The organism is Flagellimonas zhangzhouensis (assembly GCF_900102925.1).
Lineage (GTDB): Bacteria > Bacteroidota > Bacteroidia > Flavobacteriales > Flavobacteriaceae > Flagellimonas > Flagellimonas zhangzhouensis.
The window spans coordinates 1,186,694-1,205,643 of the sequence record NZ_FNKI01000002.1 but is presented as its reverse complement, the minus strand read 5'-3'; the positions used below and the strand labels follow the sequence as shown (position 1 = coordinate 1,205,643).

Sequence of the window (18,950 nt, the reverse complement as noted above, 5' to 3'; positions counted from 1 at the left end):
CCCTAAATAGAAAAGAGTCTTGCCGTTTGGTCAAGACTCTTTTACGAGAACACTATATGAAAATGAAAAAATTACTTTCTGATTAATTACAATGTAAATGTAGTTTCAGAGTTCCCGTAAATGAAATTATTGTTGTGAAGTACCTTTAAAATGTGGTTTTATCCCCATTTTAATACATCAAGCCTATTAAGGGACGGCATTTACTATGGTCGAAAGCACCTCATTTATATTAAAATAAGGATCTTCTGCCAATCCTGTGCGAACAACCACCAAATCTTTGGATGGAATCACAAATACGTACTGGCCTTCAAAACCATTGCATGAAAAAAGGTCCTTGGGAACATCGGGATAAATCCATTCTGCATTTAACCAAAAATGAGCACCATAAGTTCCATTGGAGTGTAGAGTAGGTGTTGTTATGTAGTCAACCCATTCTGGGTTAAACAACTGTTCTCCATTCCACATGCCTTTATCCAAATACAATTGACCAAAACGAGCCCAATCACGAGTGGTGGCCCAGCTATAAGACGAACCCACATAATTTCCTGCTATATCCGCCTCCAAAACCATAGAATACATCCCAATTTTATCCAAAAGTGATGAATAGGGGAAATCCAGATATTCTTGATGGCTCCTAAACTGTTGCCTGAGTATCCCAGAAAGTAAGTTCGAAGTACCAGATGAATAGTTCCAAATTTCAGTAGGTTTGGCAATTGCTTTTTTATTTCGTTGTGCAAGGGTCATATCACTGTCCAAAAATAGCATTCTGGTCACATCAGAAATGCCTGTATAATCTTCCTCCCAAGCCAAACCACTTTGCATTCTAAGCAAATGGTTCAATGTAATGTCTTTTCGCTCATCATCCTTCCATTCCGCAATTGGAGCTGGCCAATCCATTTCTAACTTACCCTGACGCTCCAAAATACCATATAAAGTGGCCATCACACTTTTGGTCATCGACCAACCCAAAATAGGGGTATCCTTGTCAAAGCCGTTGATATATTTTTCAGCAATTAAATGTCCTTTATATAATATAAGTAACGTTCTTGTTTTTTGAATCTCTGGTTCCGAAAACGCCAAAGCCAAAGCCTTATTTATTTGACCCATATCCACCTCTGGTAATATTGTATCAATAGGAGCTGCCTGTCCAAATGGATAAGGAATGGTATCCAAAGGTTGGATTCTCTTAGGCCGAAGCGTCATTTTATCAGGGTTGTAATCATCATTCACCAGTACTGCACCTAGACCATCACGGTAAACTGCCGTTCGTTTCATAAGACCATAAACAGTGGAAGATGCAGATTCATTACTTTCATCCACCTCAGTAACGGCCAACTCAACCAATGGCGCACTATTATCATATTGGTTCATGGATGCAGCAGAACGATGTGCCACATAAACACCTGAGGCAACATTCTTGGCCGCATAGCCAGAAATGATATTCAATTTGGGGTAATTCAGGTAAATAACCACTCCTAATACAAGGACCAGAAGTAGCAAAACACGTTTGAGTAGTTTCATGATTTAGGATCTATTTGTAACTTTCTGCTTTTAAATATAGTTAGATTCGTTTGAATAGCCACTTCCATAAATTACTCTTATACTTTAGCTGTATTGGCTTTATTTATTTGGGTTGTTCACCTAAAAAAGAATCTGTTGCACCACCTAAAAAATTTGAATGGATTGGGCATGAAGTCACAGCATCGGCCTACAACTCGGTGTATTGGCAAACAGATACTTTAAATCCTTCCGTGGCCGCTTGGGGCGACACTCTAGAACCTGGTATGAAAACCATCGCAGTATCCAGGGATTTGATAAAAATGGGACTTGTCCACAATACCATGGTTAAAATTGATACCTTTCCAGACACCTTTTATGTGAAGGATAAAATGCACTACCGCTGGAAAAACCGAATTGATATTTATATGGGAAAAGATGTTCAGAAAGCGCGGGAGTGGGGCAGAAAAAAATTGATGATTTGCTATGCAATTCCCATTGACACCTTACAAAATACCTTAGAATGAAAAGAAAAGGATTCCTCCTTATTATGACCTTAATTTTAGGAGCTTGTGCTTCCAAAAAAGAAATAGTGGATATTCCCCTAATTTTTGATGAACAACGCGAAGAGCTCACTATAGAATACCTTGCCAAAAGATATAATTTGGTTCAGGACACCCCTGATATCACCCCAAAAATGGTGGTACTGCATTGGACGGTTATCCCTACTTTGGGTAAAACCTTTGAAGCTTTTAATCGTTCTACGTTGCCCAATTGGAGACCCGATTTGGTCAATGTAAGCGGACTCAATGTTTCTTCACAATTCTTGGTAGACCGAGATGGAACTATTTATAGGTTAATGCCCGAAACAACCATGGCCAGACATACCATTGGATTGAACCATTGTGCCATAGGTATTGAAAATGTGGGCGGTACAGAAGATATGCCATTGACCAAGAAACAATTGAAATCCAATATTTATTTAGTAAAATATCTAGCGTCCAAATATGATATTGAATATGTTATAGGCCATCAAGAGTATACCTTGTTTGAAGATCACCCCTTATGGCTGGAAGTGGATGAAGGTTACAGAACTGTAAAAGATGACCCAGGCATGGATTTTGTAAATAAGGTGCGAAATGCCACCAAAAAATTTAATTTTAAACCCGTACCAACGAAATAAAATGATGATCAAAAAAATATGGGCTTTGGCCATTGGCTTGTTTGCTATTTCAGCACAAGCACAAGACGCAATCACCACCAAGCTTTACGATTCTTACGAGCAATATAAAGAGACCTCTATAGGAAAACGAAGAATCAAGCATTCCGATATTCAACCTTTGATTCAAGAATTAAAAGCCAACCCAAAGTTTGAAGTTCAAAAAGTAGGGGAGAGCATCGAGGGACGCGATTTGAATCTGATCAGCATTGGTTCAGGTGAAAGTAACATTTTTCTATGGTCGCAAATGCATGGCAATGAACCAACTGCCACACAAGCTATTTTTGACATCCTTCATTTTTTGGATGCTCCTGAATTTAAGGAAGAAAAGGAAGTTATTCTTTCCAAACTCAAATTACATTTTCTTCCTATGCTCAATCCAGACGGAGCAGAGGTGTTCCAAAGACGAAATGCATTAGGTGTGGATATCAATCGTGATGCATTGCGCTTACAATCTCCAGAGAGTCAAGCTTTAAAAAGGATTAGGGATAGTTTAGATGCCGATTTCGGTTTCAATTTGCACGACCAAAGCACGTATTATAATGCAGAGCTTACCGAAAAACCAGCTACAATTTCTTATTTGGCCACAGCCTACAATTACGAAAAGGATATTAATGAAGTTCGTGCCAACGCTATGAAAGTGATTGTGTACATGAACAATATCATCCAAAACTATGCGCCTGGCCAGGTAGGACGATACAGTGATGATTTTGAGCCAAGAGCCTTTGGTGACAATATTGCCAAATGGGGTACCAGTCTAATTTTAATTGAATCGGGAGGTTACCAAAACGATCCAGAAAAACAAGAGATTCGAAAACTCAACTTTGTTTCCATTATTTCTGCATTGTATACTATTGCCAACGAATCTTTTAAAAGTATTCCCACAGAGGATTATGAAAAAATCCCGAAAAACGACCGCATGCTGTTCGATTTAAAAATTACGAATGCCAGCTATGAGTTATTGGGTAAAAAATACATCATTGATTTGGGCATCTTTAGAAATGAAGTGGACCTCAAAGGTCACAACGATTTTTATTATCAAAGTTCGGTGGCCGACCAAGGGGATCTATCTACATACTACGGGTACGAAAATTTTGATGCAAGTGGTTACACTATTGTTCAGGGTAAGATTGCAGAGACAGACAATCTTTCCAACCCTTTTGAATTGCTTCAAAACGGAATCGCTTTTGTAAAAACGCAACAACCTGAACAGAAAAAATTCACCGAGTTACCTGTTCTTCTGGTCAACAAAGATTTTAAACTGAATGAATTTAGGCTCGGCCCTGGAGATAATCCTACTTTCTTTTTGAAAAAAGACGGGAAATATGCCTACGCGGTAATCAATGGATTTTTGATTGATCTTTCTAAACCATTGAACGACCAAAAAACGGGCAATGGACTGATTGTACGTTAATAACAAGCACATAAATTAAACTAAATAAACATCAATTAATTATGAAGCAACTGATTACAATTGCATTGGCCTTTTTGGCATTTCAAGGCATTTCCGCCCAACAAACCATTAACCTGTTCAATGGTGAAAATTTGGATGGATGGGTGAACCATGGAGAGGAGAAATGGTACGTGGAAAATGGTGAATTGATTTGTGAAAGCGGGCCAAAAGCAGAATATGGCTACTTATCTACAGAAGATTTCTATGGAGATTTTGAGTTGACCTTAGAATTTAAACAAGAAGCCGATGGCAACAGCGGAGTTTTTATCCGTTCCACCTTTGATGGTACCAAAGTAAGTGGTTGGCAAGTTGAAGTTGCACCTCCAGGTTTGCACACAGGGGGCATTTACGAGTCCTACGGTAGAGGTTGGTTGATCAAGCCAGACCCTGAATTGGACAAAAACCTAAAAATGGGGGAGTGGAACACAATGAAAATCAGAGCTGCTGGAACAAAAATCACCTCTTGGCTCAATGGAGTTAAAATGGTAGAATTGAAGGATGAAAAAATAGGCGAAGGCAAAGGTGCCGTTGCACTTCAAATTCATGATGGAGGCGGAATAAAAGTGAAATGGAGGAATATAAAAATAACTCCATTAACAGTTCAATAAAAAGAAAAACCCCGCCAATAGAGCGGGGTTTTTTATTACTTGTAGATTGGTTTACTTTTTTAGTGGAGTCACTTCAAAACTTCTAAATTCAACGGGGCCGTGATCCCCTTGAATCATAAAAGAACCAGGTTCGCCCTCCTTACTATCCAAAGCTCCACCTGTAATCCCTGGAATGGTCGCATCTGAAATGATAGTTTTACCGTTGAGTTCAATAGTCACTCTATTTCCAATTAAGGTGATGTCATAGGTTTGCCATTCTCCTCCAGGTTTACCCGCATTTTGGTTGGGCTCTAAAAAGCCATAAACACCTCCAATATAAATATCGGCAGGCTCTAAACCTTCACTGTCCACAATTTGAACTTCGTATCTTCCTCTTAAATAGATGCCACTATTGCTTCCTTTTGGAAAACGAAATTCTGCATGCAATTTAAAATCTTGGAATTTTTGATCGGTGATAAAGTTGGAACCCGATTCTGGACTTGTCAAAATTCCATCCTTTACGGTCCATTGGTTTTTCTCACCATCCACATGCCATCCAGATAAATCTTTTCCATTAAAAACCTTAATGGTTTTATCCCATTTTGGGTCTTCGGTATAAGCCAGCGTTGGTGCTTTAACACCTGTCCAATGTAAAACAGACCCGTCTGTATAGATTAAGGTTCCTTTTAATTGATCATCCACCAATTCGCCATGAAAAATCATATCGCTTCCCTTGGGTTCCCATTGGTTGGGAATGCTAAAAGTGAACTTGTTCTCTCCATAAGTTTTTACTTCGGAAATTGGTCTTGCGCTACCAAATGCAAACACAAAGCGTCCCAATAAAGTGGCATGACCAGAGTGCCTAATTTCTAACCAAGAAGGGGAAGTTTTTCCCATAAAATCCATTTCCAAATCCCATCTACCCTCTAAAGGGCTGATGTTTTGGGCCTGAACATTAAAAATTACTCCCAATAAAAGGGTGAAAATAAAAATCCGAATGGAGTTTTGTTTGGGTGTCATAGTTTTGTTTAGTTTAATTAAAATCGACACCCAAGATAAGGATTAAATACGGTTACTCACATCCTCCCGTAAAGCCGTTGGCACTAAATTTGGTCTGCACCGCACCATCAAGTCCGCTGTGGTTTACTTGGATTACCAAGTTGTTTTCTCCACTACCATCTCTTTTTGGCGTACAATATTCAAAAAGGTAAAAACTGTTGGCTTGTTCGGATACTCTTTGGGAAATTTCGTTAAAGGTGTTTTCCAATTCTTCCTTATTGCTGGCAAAAACACTGGCAGTTTTTCCGATATCGGTCAACACCTCCGTATCAATTTCAGCTCCAAGACCAATGGTGAAGTAGGAAATATTTCTGTCCGCATTTTCTACAGCTTCAAGTGCATCAGACTCACTATATCGAGATGCTTGGTCGGTACCATCAGTGAAAATTACCACAGAAGCTGCACCTATCGCATCAACACTATCATCCAATAAATCTTCGGCAATATTTGTAGATTTAATCACAGCACCATACAAATCGGTGGATGGGTCGTTGCTGATATCTGCTGTAATTCCATCAACCGCTGCCGTTAATTCTGTAGACGAAGAGGTGAGGGGGTTCAATAAATGAAGTTCGTCTTCACCATCAAACCAATAAATGGCCATTTTAAAAGACTCCGAAGCAGGAGATGGCATCACATTATTGATGAAACTAGTGGAAGCCGCTTTCAATTCATTTAAACTACTTTGAAGCACACTATTACTTAAATCGAGTACCAAAAGGGTATTGTTGTTGAACACCTGAGTGTTAGGTGAAATACGAGCGAAAGATTCTGAAGAAGAAATCAAATTGAAACAATCGTCGTTTCTTCCTTGTTCATATATCGTAAATTCATCAGCTGATAAACCAGAAACTGGATTGCCCATTAAATCAGAAACCTTGAACAATATAGACACCTTTCCTGGCAGGGTAGTGAACTCATCCTGAATGGATAATAGAAGTTCATTTTCTCCAAATCCCAAACAATCATCGGGTTCTTCACCAAGGCCCAATTCGCTGTTGTTGATGTCGAAACTTACATCATCATCGGAATTACCACAAGAAGAAATTAATAGTGCAAAAGCAAAAAGGAGGATATACTGAAATACGTTTTTCATTTTCAAATAAAGTTGAGGTTCTGCTTGCAGAACGTTCAAAATTATAGAAAAGTATATGCCGTTGGTGGAAATAATCTAAAGAAAAGTTAAAATAAATCTCACCTTGTTAAAATGGCAACACTGTGTTTGATTTTTAATAATTTCACTCACTTAAAATAAAACCTACCAGCCTATCTAACCAAAATTCAAACAAAACAAAAACTAATAGGTTGATTTTATGACAGTTCTTTTATATGGTAAAGCCAAAGACATTGTAGGCACCCCATCGCTATCCATTCCAACGTCGAATATTTCAGGGAGAAAAATTCCAACTACGGTGAAAGATTTAAAAATTTTCTTGGAGCACACATATCCAGAGCTTAAAAGTTTACCTTCCGTATTTTTTGCGGTGAACCATAATTACGCCAAGGAAAACGAAAGCATAAATTCATACGATGAAATTGCCATGATTCCATCACCGAATTAAATATTAACCATGAAACCATCCGAACTTTATGGGTTAGTTTTAGCTGGAGGATCCAGTTCCCGAATGGGTTTGGACAAGGGTTTGTTGGAGTATTACCAAATACCACATCGGGAATACTTGCACCAACTTTTGGGCGGTATTTGTTCTAAAGTGTTTCTAAGTCTTCGTGATGGGCAACAATCAGATAGTTCCGCAGGAATTGAATATATTCTTGATAAAAATAAACATCAAGGCCCTTTCAATGGGATTTTGAGTGCCCATGAAGCCCATCCTAATGTGGCTTGGTTGGTTTTGGCCTGTGATTTACCTTTTATAATTGAAGCAACATTGAAAGAGCTTATTCAAAATAGGAATCCAGATAAAGATGCAACAGCTTTTAGGTCCAAAATAGGGGAGCCCGAACCTTTGGCTTGTATTTGGGAGCCTCATGGATTGGAAAAAGCAACATCTTTTTTGGCTGAAACCAATTCTAGAAGTCCAAAACGATTTTTGACAAATGCCGATGTTGAACTAATTCAACCTGCAAATGATAAGGTCTTATTAAACGTGAATACTTTGGATGAATTTAATGCCATCCAAAATGGGAAGGATAATTAATTTTTGGAGTTGGAACGTTTTTGGGCATCAAGGTCCAAAACCTCCAAATCTTGGAAAATTCCGCAGGAAATCTGTTTTTTGATCAACGACTGGGACTTTTTCTTTTTGGCAAGTGCTTCTATCTCCTTGTTTAAAAACTGCATGGTAAATGTTTTTATCTGAAAACGAAATTAGAATTATTTTATTTTGATCTTCAGAAGATTAACCATTTTTAACGTTCATTTGGTTTTCCATATGCTCCATAACCGACATCCAATGCATTTTTAAAATGAGTGCCGCGGTAGGGATATTATCTTCTGCAATGGCCTCAATAATGGCGTGAGTTTGAACGCCCATTTTTTGAAAAAAGGAGTCTTCTTTTATGAAAACATATTCATAAAAATGAAAGCGTAGTTTCAAATCTTGTAAAATCTGAAGTAAAACTTTATTGCTACAATTTTGAATAAGCTGGTTGTGGAATTTGAATCGTTTGTCCAATCCCTCGGAAATAGAAGTGGCATTAATCATCTGTGACTGTGATTCTTTCAGATGTGCTATTTCTTCCAATTTAAAATTGGACGCTTCCAATGCCATGACCTCCAACTGGGCAATGGTCTCAATAATATTTTTGGCCTCTTCCACCGTTAATCGGGCAACCACAAACCCTCGATTGGGTATCGCTTTGATTATTCTAGCATGTTCCAATTGACTCAAGGCTTCACGGATAGGGGTGACACTGATTCCTGTTCCACGTGATAACGCTGCCAGATTAATGGTTTTTCCAACTTTAAGCTCACCTCGCTGAATTTGGGCCAATAAATGCTGTTTTATTCGATCACGAAGCACTGATGTGTTTGCCATAGCTCTAAAATACAATTTACAAGTTCAAGTTCAATAGCATGAATCAAGTTCAAGGGCATCTAACCATCTAAAAATTGAACAATCCAATAATCTAAACCTCTAAAAATCACATACACTTTATCGAATAGTAATGAACAAAAACACTAAATGGAATGCTTGAGCGTTAGTTCACTAACGACCCAAAAACTTTTACCAATGAGAAAACTTACACTACGACTTTACGCCCTAGCTTTTATGGGTGTTGCTTTGTTGGCGTTCCAATCGTGTAGCGAAGATGCTATGCCTGGTGAAGACGAAGCACTTTCTGCCACAGATTTGGAGGCCATTATGACCACAGATGAAATTGCTGGAGTTGCCGATTTTGCCATTGCAGAACTTTATAATAGCAATACAGCCAAAGGAGCTACTGCCGCCAAAGATGATTGTTACAGCGCAACTTATACCGATACAGGTTTTGAAGCTACCTTTAATAATTGTGTGCTCAATGGCACAGAAAATGTAAACGGAACGGTATCCGTAACCTACGTAGCAGGAGGGGAGAATGCATCATTTACTGCAACCTACACTGATTTTTACGTTGGAACCATTAAAATAAATGGAACCAGAACGTATACAATTGTTGGAAACAACGATTCCAATACAATCTCATTAACCGTTGAAAGTGATATGTCCGTTGAAATGGAAGACGGTACGCTAATCTCGGAAAATGGTAATAAAACGTTGAGCATCACTTTTGGTGAGACTTTGGAAGATATCACAATTACTTTAGGAGGATCTTGGACTGTAGAAGTTAACGAAGATACTTACCAAGTAGAGATTTTGGAGGACTTACAAGCAAATGCTGCTTGCGAATATGCAACCAGTGGAACTATGTTGGTTTCCAAAAACGGTTTGGCTGTTACTGTTGATTTCGGAAACGGTGAATGCGACAATGTTGCAACATTAATTTATCCTAACGGAGCTACACAGGAAATCACCCTATAAATTTCCTTTAAAATAGAATTGAAGAGCATCGGCAATTGTCGGTGCTTTTTTTGTTGGGTTTGGCTATATTTAGAAAAATATACTCTCCATGATCGATCAACTGGTTCATGATCAAAATGCATTTTTTGCTTCACAACAGACAAAAGATGTACGCTTTCGCAAAAAGTATCTCAAAAAGCTGCGTGAAGTTATTACCGAACAAGAAGATGCCATTTGTGAGGCACTTTATGCCGACTTTAAAAAGCCTAAGTTTGAAAGCATGGCCACTGAGACCCAATTTGTATTGGCTGAACTCAACCACGCCATTAAAAATATAGGGGAGTGGAGTGAGCCCATTCATGTTTCCAGTTCGTTGAGCAATTTTCCATCAAGAGACTGGATTCAACCTGAACCTTATGGTACGGTATTGATCATTGCGCCTTGGAATTATCCTTTTCAATTGGTGATTGCACCTTTGATCGGGGCTTTATCGGCAGGGAACACTGCGGTTCTAAAGCCATCGGAGTTTAGTCCAAATACGTCCAAAATTATAGTAGAAATTATCCAAAAAGTATTTCCGCCAGAGTATGTTACTGTGGTAGAAGGAGGAGTAGATGTTTCTACTGCATTGCTAGCCCAAAAATGGGATTATATTTTCTTTACGGGAAGTACACAGGTAGGCAAAATTGTTTACAAAAGTGCTGCAGTACAACTAACTCCAGTTACTTTGGAATTGAGCGGGAAAAATCCATGTGTAGTGGATGAAACAGCCAAAATTCCGTTGGCTGCCAAGCGAATTGCTTGGGGGAAATTCATGAATGCTGGGCAAACCTGCATCGCTCCAGACTATATTTTGGTACATGCTTCCAAAAAGGAAGTTTTGGTGAACGAATTAAAGAAGCATATCACTTCATTTTATGGAGAAGATTTGGAATCTTCGAAAGATTTTGCCCGTATTGCAACCACCAAACACTACAATGAGCTAAAACAGAAACTGGAAGGGCAAAATATCCTTTTCGGAGGTTCTTTTAATGATACAGACCGATTTATTGCTCCTACATTGGTAAATGAACCCAAACTGGATAGCGAATTGATGGGAGGGGAGATATTTGGTCCTATTTTACCCATTATTTCTTATGAGAATGAAAGCGAAATTCACGAAATAGTATCCAAATACGACAAGCCTTTGGCTTTTTATGTTTTTTCGCAAAACAAGAAAATTCAGGAAAAGTTGATGCATCAATATTCTTTTGGGGGAGGCACCATTAACGATACAGTGGTGCACATCAGCAATAAGAGATTACCCTTCGGGGGAGTTGGTTCTTCTGGAATAGGGGGATATCACGGAAAACATAGTTTTGAACTCTTCTCACACCATAAATCCATAGTAAAGCATGCTACTTGGCTAGATGTACCTTTGCGTTACGCACCTTACAAGATTTCAGATTATATCTTGAGAAAAATTAAATATTTATTTTAAAATATTCTACAAAATTTAATTTATCATATCCAAAATTACATATTTCTGATTTTAGTGTTTAAGATTAGTTAAACAATTGATTATTAGGGTTTTTGATGCTACATTTAAAAGAACACATCAAAACTTGACCTAATGAAAACCTATCACATTTCTGTTTTACTTGATTTGTCCAAAGACTCAGAAATTGTCTTGGCCAATGCCGTTGGTTTGGCAAAAGCCATTGGTGGGGTAGTTGAAGTTTTTCATGTGAAAAGTCCAACTGCATTTTATAAGGATGACACTTCGGCCAAAGTGAATTTGGAGGTAATGGTCTCTAAATTTAGGACCAAGGGAGCACTGCCCATTAACTTTATAATAAAAAAAGGAGCTGTAAAGAAAAGGGTGTTGGAATACGTATCCAGTGAACAACCAGATTTTTTGGTGCTGGGTAAAACACGTCGATTTTCAAGTGTATTTGGGCGTAGCATCACCGATTTGGTGATAAAACATACCGATCACACCAATATTTTATTATTGGGAAAGGATGATGAACTGTATTCTTTTAAAGAAATGAATCTCGGCATATTTGGTGGTGGCATTAAGGAAAGTGGACTACAAATCATTAAAAATTTAAATCCAAAAGATGATAATCCTGTTCGTTTATTTCACATTAAAAAAGATAAGGTTTCTAAAACCAAAAAGTATTTGGGTCAAAAAACCATTTCCTATGTTTTTAGTAAAGGCACCAATGCCTTGGACAGCATGGTAAATTACGTGACGAAAACAAATATTCAATTACTATGCGTTTCTAAAGAGGAAGGAAAACATTTGTGGTTTAAAACAAGTCCGATAAAAGCTGTAATCCGAAAATCCAAGATTCCTTTAATGATTTTGGCCTAGAAGTGAAATAGGTGAGTTTTTACCTCTTATTTAATATTCTATTTAACATAATGTAAATTATAGTACAAATGTCGTCATGTTGTATTTTAAGCGTTTCGCCATCCGTAAGCTATAATTTTCCATTATGTAAAATATCCCTCATGTGAGCGTTATTTATGGTAATTTTCAACGGGGTCATGAATATTTTTAATCTGTGTGCTTCGCACCGTTGGTTTTCATTTGTACCATAATTTGTCGTTATATTTAATTGCCGCGCGCAAACGATCGATTGTTTTACAAAAGCAAAATGCTCGAGGCATTTTCTTTTCCACACAATTTGCCCACGCTTGCCCCGGCCAAAAGCAAAAATTTTCTGCCCGAGTTGAACTATGTTCTTAGTTTGATAATTGGAAAAGAAAAGTTCAGAATATTCTCGACAACTTGTCGCAAAAGCTTAAAATTTAGCAGAGCATAAATTTCCAAGCACTTGCTTTACTTCCGTATCAATTTTTACAAGGAAAATTTATTTTCTTCGATTTCATGGTCTATTTTACGAATTATTAGAGTTTTAATCTTATTAAATCTCTTTTCATCTTCATCATAATAATCAACCCAGCTAGAATTGTTTTTTAGTACATCTTCCCAAGTAATGGTCCTAATTGGAATTTTATTAATTGAAGTATATTCATATAACAATTCAGCCAAAAGACTAGTTGCAGACTTAGAAATTTCATCCTTTTCCTCAATGATTCTTCTAGCGTCCTTTACACATAGTCTGAATACATGTTTATCATAAGTGCTATCCATCTCATATTTTATATTACGTTCATATCTTTTTTCTTGATAAAAAAGAAACAAAAAATCAAGAAGAAAATATGCTTCCACGCGCTCTTTGTGTCTTATAGCTTCGCTATCAGTGTGTTTCACACACACAAAGCCCAGGGCAATGGCTCTTTGTGCCCAGCCACAAATTCACGCCCTTGCTGGCCCGCATTTTCTTCTAGCCACCAATTACCGCTAAATCATTATGCAAATTTGGCAAGATACTTTTAACATATTCTGGGTTCTTATCCTTAACTATGTTAGATAAAATATTAAGCTCGTCCTTATTTAGTTTTTTATTCTTGTTTAATAGTTCAGCAGTATAAAAAAACATATCATAAAATATTCTGTTTCTTGTGCCAAAACCTGAGCCACCCTTAAAAACACTCTTGTTAGAAAATAAATTTGGGTCTTCCTTATCAATCTCAATCAACAATTTTCTTATATATTCAGATTGTTGAGCTAGTGATAATTCTTTTACCCTTCTATAAATCAACTCAATATATTTCATTAATGCTCCAATGCCAATAGTTTTTAATAAAACATGATCATACCTTGTTTTATCACCTATCTGGTTATAAAAGCGCCTAATTACCCTGCCTTTTTCCTCAGAATCAATTTGAATTGGTACGTATTCATTCCAATGATCTAAAACGACCTCAAAATAATTGTTTAAAAACCCATAGATCTCATTTTCAATTTTTTGTTTGGAATCCATTAGGCGTATTAATTCAGCTTGATTTTTTTCTTGCTCATTTGATAGTCTAGAATAGTCTTTATTAACAATCAAATATTGCGAAGCTTTACTTCCCCAAATAGAACTTACTTTAAAAAACTTTAATAAGGATTCCACAAAAAATGATTGAGAGAACAACCCTGGGCCCCCACCAAGCATTTTTATATTTCCATTAAATACTGAATTTTCATTTGTAAAAAATAGCTCTGTAATTTCATGAGCTAAAACAATTTCATTATTGTCTACATCTGGGTAGGTGCCAAAAATATCATAGAAAAGGGATTTATTAACTGACTTTTGATTAAAGTTCACGTCTGCAAAAACTCTACTTTGATCATATACATCAAAGTTGACTAGCATTGAACATAAGAAATCAAAATCTTCTAGCTCACTTTTCACAATTTCAGGTGTAAGTTTATTGTCAAAAATATCCTTTTCCCTTCGATAATATTTATCAATAATCTCCTGACTCTCTGACACATCTTCATATAATTTGGTTATGCCATATAATCTATGTTGTCCATCAACAATTAAAGCTGATTTTCCTTTGGGGATAAATGCTGTAGCTTTTAAACTATTCTCATCTTCAATTAAAAAGCATTCATTGAACTCGTTATTCCTTTCCTCTAAATCTCTGGTTGCTTGCATATAATTTGAAAATTCTTCCAGATTTTCATAATCATTATTCGAATTAATTGCAATTATCGTAGAAGTAGGAAAAGTTCCTAAAGCTGAGGAGTTAAGGTCTTCGTTAATCTTTTTATTAATCTGTTTAAGAATAAAAAATTTAATGTCAAGAATTTTCTGATCTTGAATTGCACGTTGATAGTATTTTTCCTCATCATCTTCCCTTCGAGTATAAGCTACGACATCTTTCAAATCTAAAAATGGTATTTGAGCAATGCCAATTTTTTTATCATCATTGATAATTTGATTTAGATATGTTATTTTAACTTCTATCATAATTTTTAATCAGATTTATTCCTCTAGCTTCTGTAGAATTGCATCTACTTTATTTTCTAAAACTGAAATTTTAGCAGAATCAGAGGTATCAATATCAGATGTAATATTATTCTTAAATTCTTCTAGTTTTCTATCTAACTCACTTTCAAAATTTGCCCAATTATCGTTAATGACCCCATCCTCTCGAATCAAATCCATTATTGTCCTTTTAAGTTCGTCAGATAAAAGGAATTTTGCGGTTTTTCTAGCTTCTTCTGTTGTGTCATCCTTAACGGAAGTTTTAATATTAACAAAACTTCGATATCCGAGAAAAGCAGTTAGAGCAATTATCAATAGAACTAGCGAATAAAAGACATTAGATTTTAATTCAAAATCAATCTTTAATTCTTTCATTTTATTGACCTTCTTATTATATAAATCAATAGAATTATTCAAAGAATCAATTTTTCCTTCAAAGAGAAGCAAATTGTCATTGTTTAATGAATCAATTAATAATTTGTGTCTAATAATTGATTTTTCAATATTCTGAAACCTTTTTTGCATTCTATCATCAAAAACATAGGTTGTATCCGATAACATTTGATTTTTAATAGAATCTAATTCTTGAATAGAAATAATCTCAGAACTGTAGACTTGATTTAAGGTGTTAAAATAAGCTTCCTGGCCATTTTTAAAATCATTTTTAAATGAAACGAATTGAACAATACTCGCAATCACAAGGAATAAGGGAACAAAAATAACAATCCCCCAAACAATTATTATGTACGTTTTTATTACTTTTTTATCATGTTCAAGCATACAATACCTAATTAAAATTCAATTGGGGGAATTCCATTTAGAATTATAAATGAATAATTATTTTCTCTCTACTTTGTTGGCACAAGCAAATCTCTAATATTCACATCCAGAATTTCCGCAATCCTTTTAAGATCTTTTAAATGTGGTTGGGATTTATTATTACAGATAGAAGTAATTGTATTTGGATTACGGTCAAGTTTAACCGCCAACTCCTTTTGGCTCATTCCCTTGATAACGAGCACTTCTTTAATTCTGTTTATTCGCTCAGACATAGTCTAAAGCTAGGCATAATCACGTTTTAAGACAATGTTAGATTTTAACGAGTGTTTATTAAAACAATATAAATATTGTTTTAAACTATATTTATATACACTAAAACAATGAATTTTGTTTTCATTTTTATAAATAAAACCTATATTTATATAGTTATTACCAGTGTTTCCATCGTAAATGCAAATAGATTTATCCTAAAATGAGCTTAAAACCAAATAACCTACTACCCCTACTCTCCTACTTCGAAAAATGCCATGAGGGAGATTTACTTTCCTTTACACAATGGTTGGACAAAGCCATTTATATGTTTCATTACTTACCTACTGATTCATTTTCAGAGATGGACCGCCAAAATGTTTGTCATGTACTAATGGAACTCAAGGAAGCTATATTGAAAATCCATGTTGAGAAAAATAATTGTGCCTAAAACCCATTCCACACACATTTCCTCCCCTACTCCGCAGGCTCGATAAATAAGTGTTCCATTACATTTTTTAAAAGAAAGTTTTTAGCCCAACTTTTCTGGAAATTTGAGGAAGTAAGCTTTGCTTATACCTAAGCAAAGAAACATAACGCGAGAACATTATAGTACAAATGTATTCGTATTGTATTTTAAGGGTTCGCCATTGGTAAGCTATAATTCTCCATTAGTCAAAACACATACTTTATTGAGCAGTTGATTGCGTTCATTGATTTTATTTTCTGTAATACGAAATCCTTTATAGTGTTGCATCTAAATAAATATCGAACCATAAAGTGTCATGATCAACATTCAAAGTTTAGAATATAATTATTCCAAGAAAATCAACATTTTTAAAAACATAAACCTTCAGTTTTCTTCGGGGAAAATTTATGGATTGCTTGGTAAAAACGGTGTGGGTAAATCTACCTTAATCAAGAATATCACGGGCATGCTTTTTCCTACCAAAGGTAATTGTGAAGTTTTTGGTTTAACACCTGGTAAACGTGAGGTTGAATTTCTACAAGACTTATTTTTTGTCCCAGAAGAATATTATTTACCCAACCTGACCATAAAGGAACTTATAACCATATATAAAGATTTTTATCCAAATTTTGATGAAAATCAATTTGATACTTACACAAAAGAATTCAAAATATCAAAAGACAAAAGGGTAACTGAACTCTCTTTGGGTCAGAAAAAGAAAATATTAATCGGCTTTGCTTTATCTGCCAATACAAAAGTGTTGATCATGGATGAACCTACCAATGGTTTGGATATCCCTTCCAAAATCACCTTTAGAAATATGATCAAGGACGCTTTTAAAGAGGATCGAATTGTCATTATCACCTCACATCAAGTACGGGATCTGGACGAGCTGATCGACGCCATAATCATTATGCATGATGGACAAATTTTGCTGAATCAGGATAAAGATGCTATTGCCAAAAAATTACAGTTTGAATTATCTGAAAATGAAAAAGATGACCCTACAATTCTGTATCAAGAAAAAGTAAGTAACGGATTCGCTTCCATTCAAAAAAATACATCCGATACATTGGGGTATGTTGACATTGAACTGCTGTTCAATGCAGTCTTGGCCAATAAACTTAAACTATAAAGCACCATGAATTATTCTACATTGTCCTTATTGATCAAAAGACAATTTAAAGAGCATTATAAGACCTATGTTACTGGTCTTTTGGTCCTACTCGTTTTATTGATTTTTATGTTTTTAGTAGTACATCAATGGAAAGACAGTTTTTCAGGAGCTGTACAAAATGGTGTGTTTGTTATTGGTCTTTTTATTGCTGGAGGTGTTTTTTCCAATTCTATGTTTGGTGAGTTTTCCAGTCCGCAAAGTGGTATGTGGCTTTTGAGCATTCCTGCTAAAGCTTCGGAAAAAGTGGTATCGAGCATCGTGATTTCTACTGTATTCTTTTTATTGGTTTATGTAATTACTTTCTACGTCGCGGATTTTTTCTATTTGCTTTTTGCAGGCTCATTAAAATTTGAATCTATTCTGAATCCGTTTAAAAACGACTTTTATCAATTCTTTTTTATCTATTTAATATTTAATGGATTAATGCTATTGGGAAGTGTCATATTTAATAAAAATAGTTTGATAAAGATGCTGTTGGCAATAGCTATTCTTTTCATCATTTTAAACTATTTAAATGGTTTGCTGTTGAGTTTATTAATTCCTGAAGCCAACATAGTTTCCAGTATTACTTTTGATAGTTTTTTGTTTTCACACCATGGAGAAAATGTAAAAGTGTTTTTATCCGATCACATCAACTTTTATAGCGCTCTATTTGTGCGTATAATTTTGCCTATTGCACTCTGGGTTTTGGTTTGGCTTAAGTTGAAAGAAAAAGAAATTTAAGATATGAAAACAAGTACTGTATTTATCATCATTTTAAGCATCACTATGGCTGGAGTGCTGTTTGCTAGCAATGTAAGCCTTAAAATAGAGTATGAAAAAATTGATCTGGACGACGTATTTAAAAACTATGTTTCAGTAGATTCAGAATCCTATTCAGTTATATCAATTTCTGGAAGTAATGGATATCCCATTGAAATTGTACAAAAAGACACAAATGCCATAAAAGTGCTGCGTTCTAGATTGGAACATTTTAAAAGTGTGGTAAAGAATGATACGCTTTTTATTGAGTTTACGGGATCCAATATTTCGATGGAGCAAAGTTTTTTAACCACTACTCCATCTGGCATTGTAATTCATAAAAACAATCTTTCTGGAATCATAGCTACAAACACGCACCAAAGAGTCAATGGTTTTAAAACCGAACATTTAACATTGAAATTAAAAGGTAATTCTTATATAGAATTGCAGAACTGCAATGCCCAAACCTTATCGATTCAAATGGAAAATGAGAGTCATCTTCAATTTTCAGAAAAGAATATCGCAGATTCTATAGCTTTAAAAATGACCCATACTTCAGTAGCAAATTTGAATGATGTCACCTTCAAGAAAGTACATCCTGTATTGAGTGATAGCGTCGCTATAGTGTTATCCAACGAAGCTTTTAAAAACCTCTTGAACAATTAGGTATGTTAGATACCATAGCTAAGAAGTATTATTTATAAAAAAGTATATTGCTATCCATATGACATTAGACGCATTCATAGAAAAAAGAAATGCTTCAAAAACCATTAGAATTGGCTCCCATATTCTATTTTGGATAATTCTATTTTTCAGTTATTACTTTTTATCAAAATCTTCGTTTGACGCTTATAATCGAACCCCCTTAAGTTATTTATCT

Annotated in this window: 22 protein-coding genes; 13 read left to right on the top strand and 9 right to left on the bottom strand. The window is 35.6% G+C overall.

The window, feature by feature from the left end; genetic code table 11:
• Positions 1-186: 186 nt before the first annotated feature.
• The gene (locus tag BLQ18_RS12340; RefSeq protein WP_090296551.1) at positions 187-1,521 is read right to left on the bottom strand and encodes a serine hydrolase domain-containing protein; all 1,335 of its coding nucleotides are present in this window, start codon (positions 1,519-1,521) and stop codon (positions 187-189) included.
• Between the two features lie 50 nt (positions 1,522-1,571).
• Between BLQ18_RS12340 and BLQ18_RS12335 the strand changes: the two genes are divergently transcribed.
• Genes BLQ18_RS12335 through BLQ18_RS12320 form a run of 4 tightly spaced genes read left to right on the top strand, consistent with a single transcriptional unit; the run spans position 1,572 to position 4,777 of the window.
• Entirely contained in the window at positions 1,572-2,024 is a 453-nt protein-coding gene (locus BLQ18_RS12335) for a 3D domain-containing protein (RefSeq protein WP_417935106.1), read from the top strand.
• Positions 2,021-2,680: a peptidoglycan recognition protein family protein gene (locus BLQ18_RS12330; protein ID WP_090296543.1), complete on the top strand. Its 660-nt coding sequence runs from the start codon at positions 2,021-2,023 to the stop codon at positions 2,678-2,680. The genes BLQ18_RS12335 and BLQ18_RS12330 overlap by 4 nt, the downstream gene beginning before the upstream one ends.
• A gap of 4 nt (positions 2,681-2,684) precedes the next feature.
• Positions 2,685-4,130, top strand: coding sequence for a M14 family zinc carboxypeptidase (locus BLQ18_RS12325; RefSeq protein ID WP_417935113.1), 1,446 nt, complete (start codon positions 2,685-2,687; stop codon positions 4,128-4,130).
• A 41-nt stretch (positions 4,131-4,171) separates the two neighbouring features.
• Positions 4,172-4,777, top strand: coding sequence for a 3-keto-disaccharide hydrolase (locus BLQ18_RS12320; RefSeq protein WP_090296533.1), 606 nt, complete (start codon positions 4,172-4,174; stop codon positions 4,775-4,777).
• 51 nt (positions 4,778-4,828) lie between these two features.
• On the opposite strand, the gene BLQ18_RS12315 is transcribed toward BLQ18_RS12320, so the two are convergent.
• Together BLQ18_RS12315 and BLQ18_RS12310 are read right to left on the bottom strand one after the other, a co-directional pair.
• Positions 4,829-5,776: a 3-keto-disaccharide hydrolase gene (locus BLQ18_RS12315; protein WP_090296528.1), complete on the bottom strand. Its 948-nt coding sequence runs from the start codon at positions 5,774-5,776 to the stop codon at positions 4,829-4,831.
• A 52-nt stretch (positions 5,777-5,828) separates the two neighbouring features.
• Positions 5,829-6,911, bottom strand: coding sequence for a vWA domain-containing protein (locus BLQ18_RS12310; RefSeq protein WP_090296525.1), 1,083 nt, complete (start codon positions 6,909-6,911; stop codon positions 5,829-5,831).
• A gap of 217 nt (positions 6,912-7,128) precedes the next feature.
• Between BLQ18_RS12310 and BLQ18_RS12305 the strand changes: the two genes are divergently transcribed.
• Together BLQ18_RS12305 and BLQ18_RS12300 are read left to right on the top strand one after the other, a co-directional pair.
• Positions 7,129-7,377, top strand: coding sequence for a MoaD/ThiS family protein (locus tag BLQ18_RS12305; RefSeq protein ID WP_090296521.1), 249 nt, complete (start codon positions 7,129-7,131; stop codon positions 7,375-7,377).
• A gap of 9 nt (positions 7,378-7,386) precedes the next feature.
• On the top strand, positions 7,387-7,974 hold the full coding sequence (locus BLQ18_RS12300; protein ID WP_090296516.1) for an NTP transferase domain-containing protein: 588 nt from the start codon (positions 7,387-7,389) through the stop codon (positions 7,972-7,974).
• Here the strand turns inward: BLQ18_RS12300 and BLQ18_RS17025 are convergent.
• Both BLQ18_RS17025 and BLQ18_RS12295 read right to left on the bottom strand, forming a co-directional pair.
• Positions 7,971-8,117, bottom strand: a complete 147-nt coding sequence (locus tag BLQ18_RS17025) for a hypothetical protein (RefSeq protein ID WP_175443758.1) — start codon at positions 8,115-8,117, stop codon at positions 7,971-7,973. The genes BLQ18_RS12300 and BLQ18_RS17025 overlap by 4 nt on opposite strands.
• Positions 8,118-8,175: 58 nt before the next feature.
• Positions 8,176-8,814: a GntR family transcriptional regulator gene (locus BLQ18_RS12295; RefSeq protein WP_090296513.1), complete on the bottom strand. Its 639-nt coding sequence runs from the start codon at positions 8,812-8,814 to the stop codon at positions 8,176-8,178.
• Between the two features lie 195 nt (positions 8,815-9,009).
• Between BLQ18_RS12295 and BLQ18_RS12290 the strand changes: the two genes are divergently transcribed.
• The 3 genes from BLQ18_RS12290 to BLQ18_RS12280 all read left to right on the top strand — a co-directional run bounded on the left by BLQ18_RS12290 (position 9,010) and on the right by BLQ18_RS12280 (position 12,136).
• Positions 9,010-9,798 (top strand): hypothetical protein, encoded by a 789-nt coding sequence (locus tag BLQ18_RS12290; protein WP_090296509.1) that lies wholly within the window; start codon positions 9,010-9,012, stop codon positions 9,796-9,798.
• Between the two features lie 88 nt (positions 9,799-9,886).
• Positions 9,887-11,257 carry an aldehyde dehydrogenase gene (locus BLQ18_RS12285; RefSeq protein ID WP_090296503.1) on the top strand — a complete coding sequence of 457 codons (1,371 nt, stop codon included), beginning with the start codon at positions 9,887-9,889 and terminating at the stop codon, positions 11,255-11,257.
• 132 nt (positions 11,258-11,389) lie between these two features.
• Positions 11,390-12,136: a universal stress protein gene (locus BLQ18_RS12280; RefSeq protein WP_090296499.1), complete on the top strand. Its 747-nt coding sequence runs from the start codon at positions 11,390-11,392 to the stop codon at positions 12,134-12,136.
• 489 nt (positions 12,137-12,625) lie between these two features.
• On the opposite strand, the gene BLQ18_RS12275 is transcribed toward BLQ18_RS12280, so the two are convergent.
• From BLQ18_RS12275 to BLQ18_RS12260, 4 genes are all read right to left on the bottom strand, one after another.
• Positions 12,626-13,042 carry a hypothetical protein gene (locus BLQ18_RS12275; protein WP_090296492.1) on the bottom strand — a complete coding sequence of 139 codons (417 nt, stop codon included), beginning with the start codon at positions 13,040-13,042 and terminating at the stop codon, positions 12,626-12,628.
• 73 nt (positions 13,043-13,115) lie between these two features.
• On the bottom strand, positions 13,116-14,636 hold the full coding sequence (locus tag BLQ18_RS12270; protein WP_090296489.1) for a DGQHR domain-containing protein: 1,521 nt from the start codon (positions 14,634-14,636) through the stop codon (positions 13,116-13,118).
• 15 nt (positions 14,637-14,651) lie between these two features.
• A complete protein-coding gene (locus tag BLQ18_RS12265; protein ID WP_090296484.1) occupies positions 14,652-15,434 on the bottom strand; it encodes a hypothetical protein in 783 nt (260 codons plus the stop codon).
• A 68-nt stretch (positions 15,435-15,502) separates the two neighbouring features.
• Positions 15,503-15,706 (bottom strand): helix-turn-helix transcriptional regulator, encoded by a 204-nt coding sequence (locus tag BLQ18_RS12260; protein ID WP_090296480.1) that lies wholly within the window; start codon positions 15,704-15,706, stop codon positions 15,503-15,505.
• Positions 15,707-15,906: 200 nt separating this feature from the next.
• Here BLQ18_RS12260 and BLQ18_RS16900 point away from each other — a divergent pair, with 200 nt between their 5' ends.
• The 4 genes from BLQ18_RS16900 (at position 15,907) to BLQ18_RS12245 (ending at position 18,736) form a co-directional block, all read left to right on the top strand.
• Entirely contained in the window at positions 15,907-16,134 is a 228-nt protein-coding gene (locus tag BLQ18_RS16900) for a hypothetical protein (RefSeq protein WP_090499887.1), read from the top strand.
• A gap of 334 nt (positions 16,135-16,468) precedes the next feature.
• Positions 16,469-17,287, top strand: a complete 819-nt coding sequence (locus tag BLQ18_RS12255) for an ABC transporter ATP-binding protein (protein ID WP_090296476.1) — start codon at positions 16,469-16,471, stop codon at positions 17,285-17,287.
• Between the two features lie 6 nt (positions 17,288-17,293).
• Positions 17,294-18,052 carry a hypothetical protein gene (locus BLQ18_RS12250; RefSeq protein WP_090296471.1) on the top strand — a complete coding sequence of 253 codons (759 nt, stop codon included), beginning with the start codon at positions 17,294-17,296 and terminating at the stop codon, positions 18,050-18,052.
• A 3-nt stretch (positions 18,053-18,055) separates the two neighbouring features.
• A complete protein-coding gene (locus BLQ18_RS12245; protein WP_090296467.1) occupies positions 18,056-18,736 on the top strand; it encodes a GIN domain-containing protein in 681 nt (226 codons plus the stop codon).
• Positions 18,737-18,950: the final 214 nt, after the last annotated feature.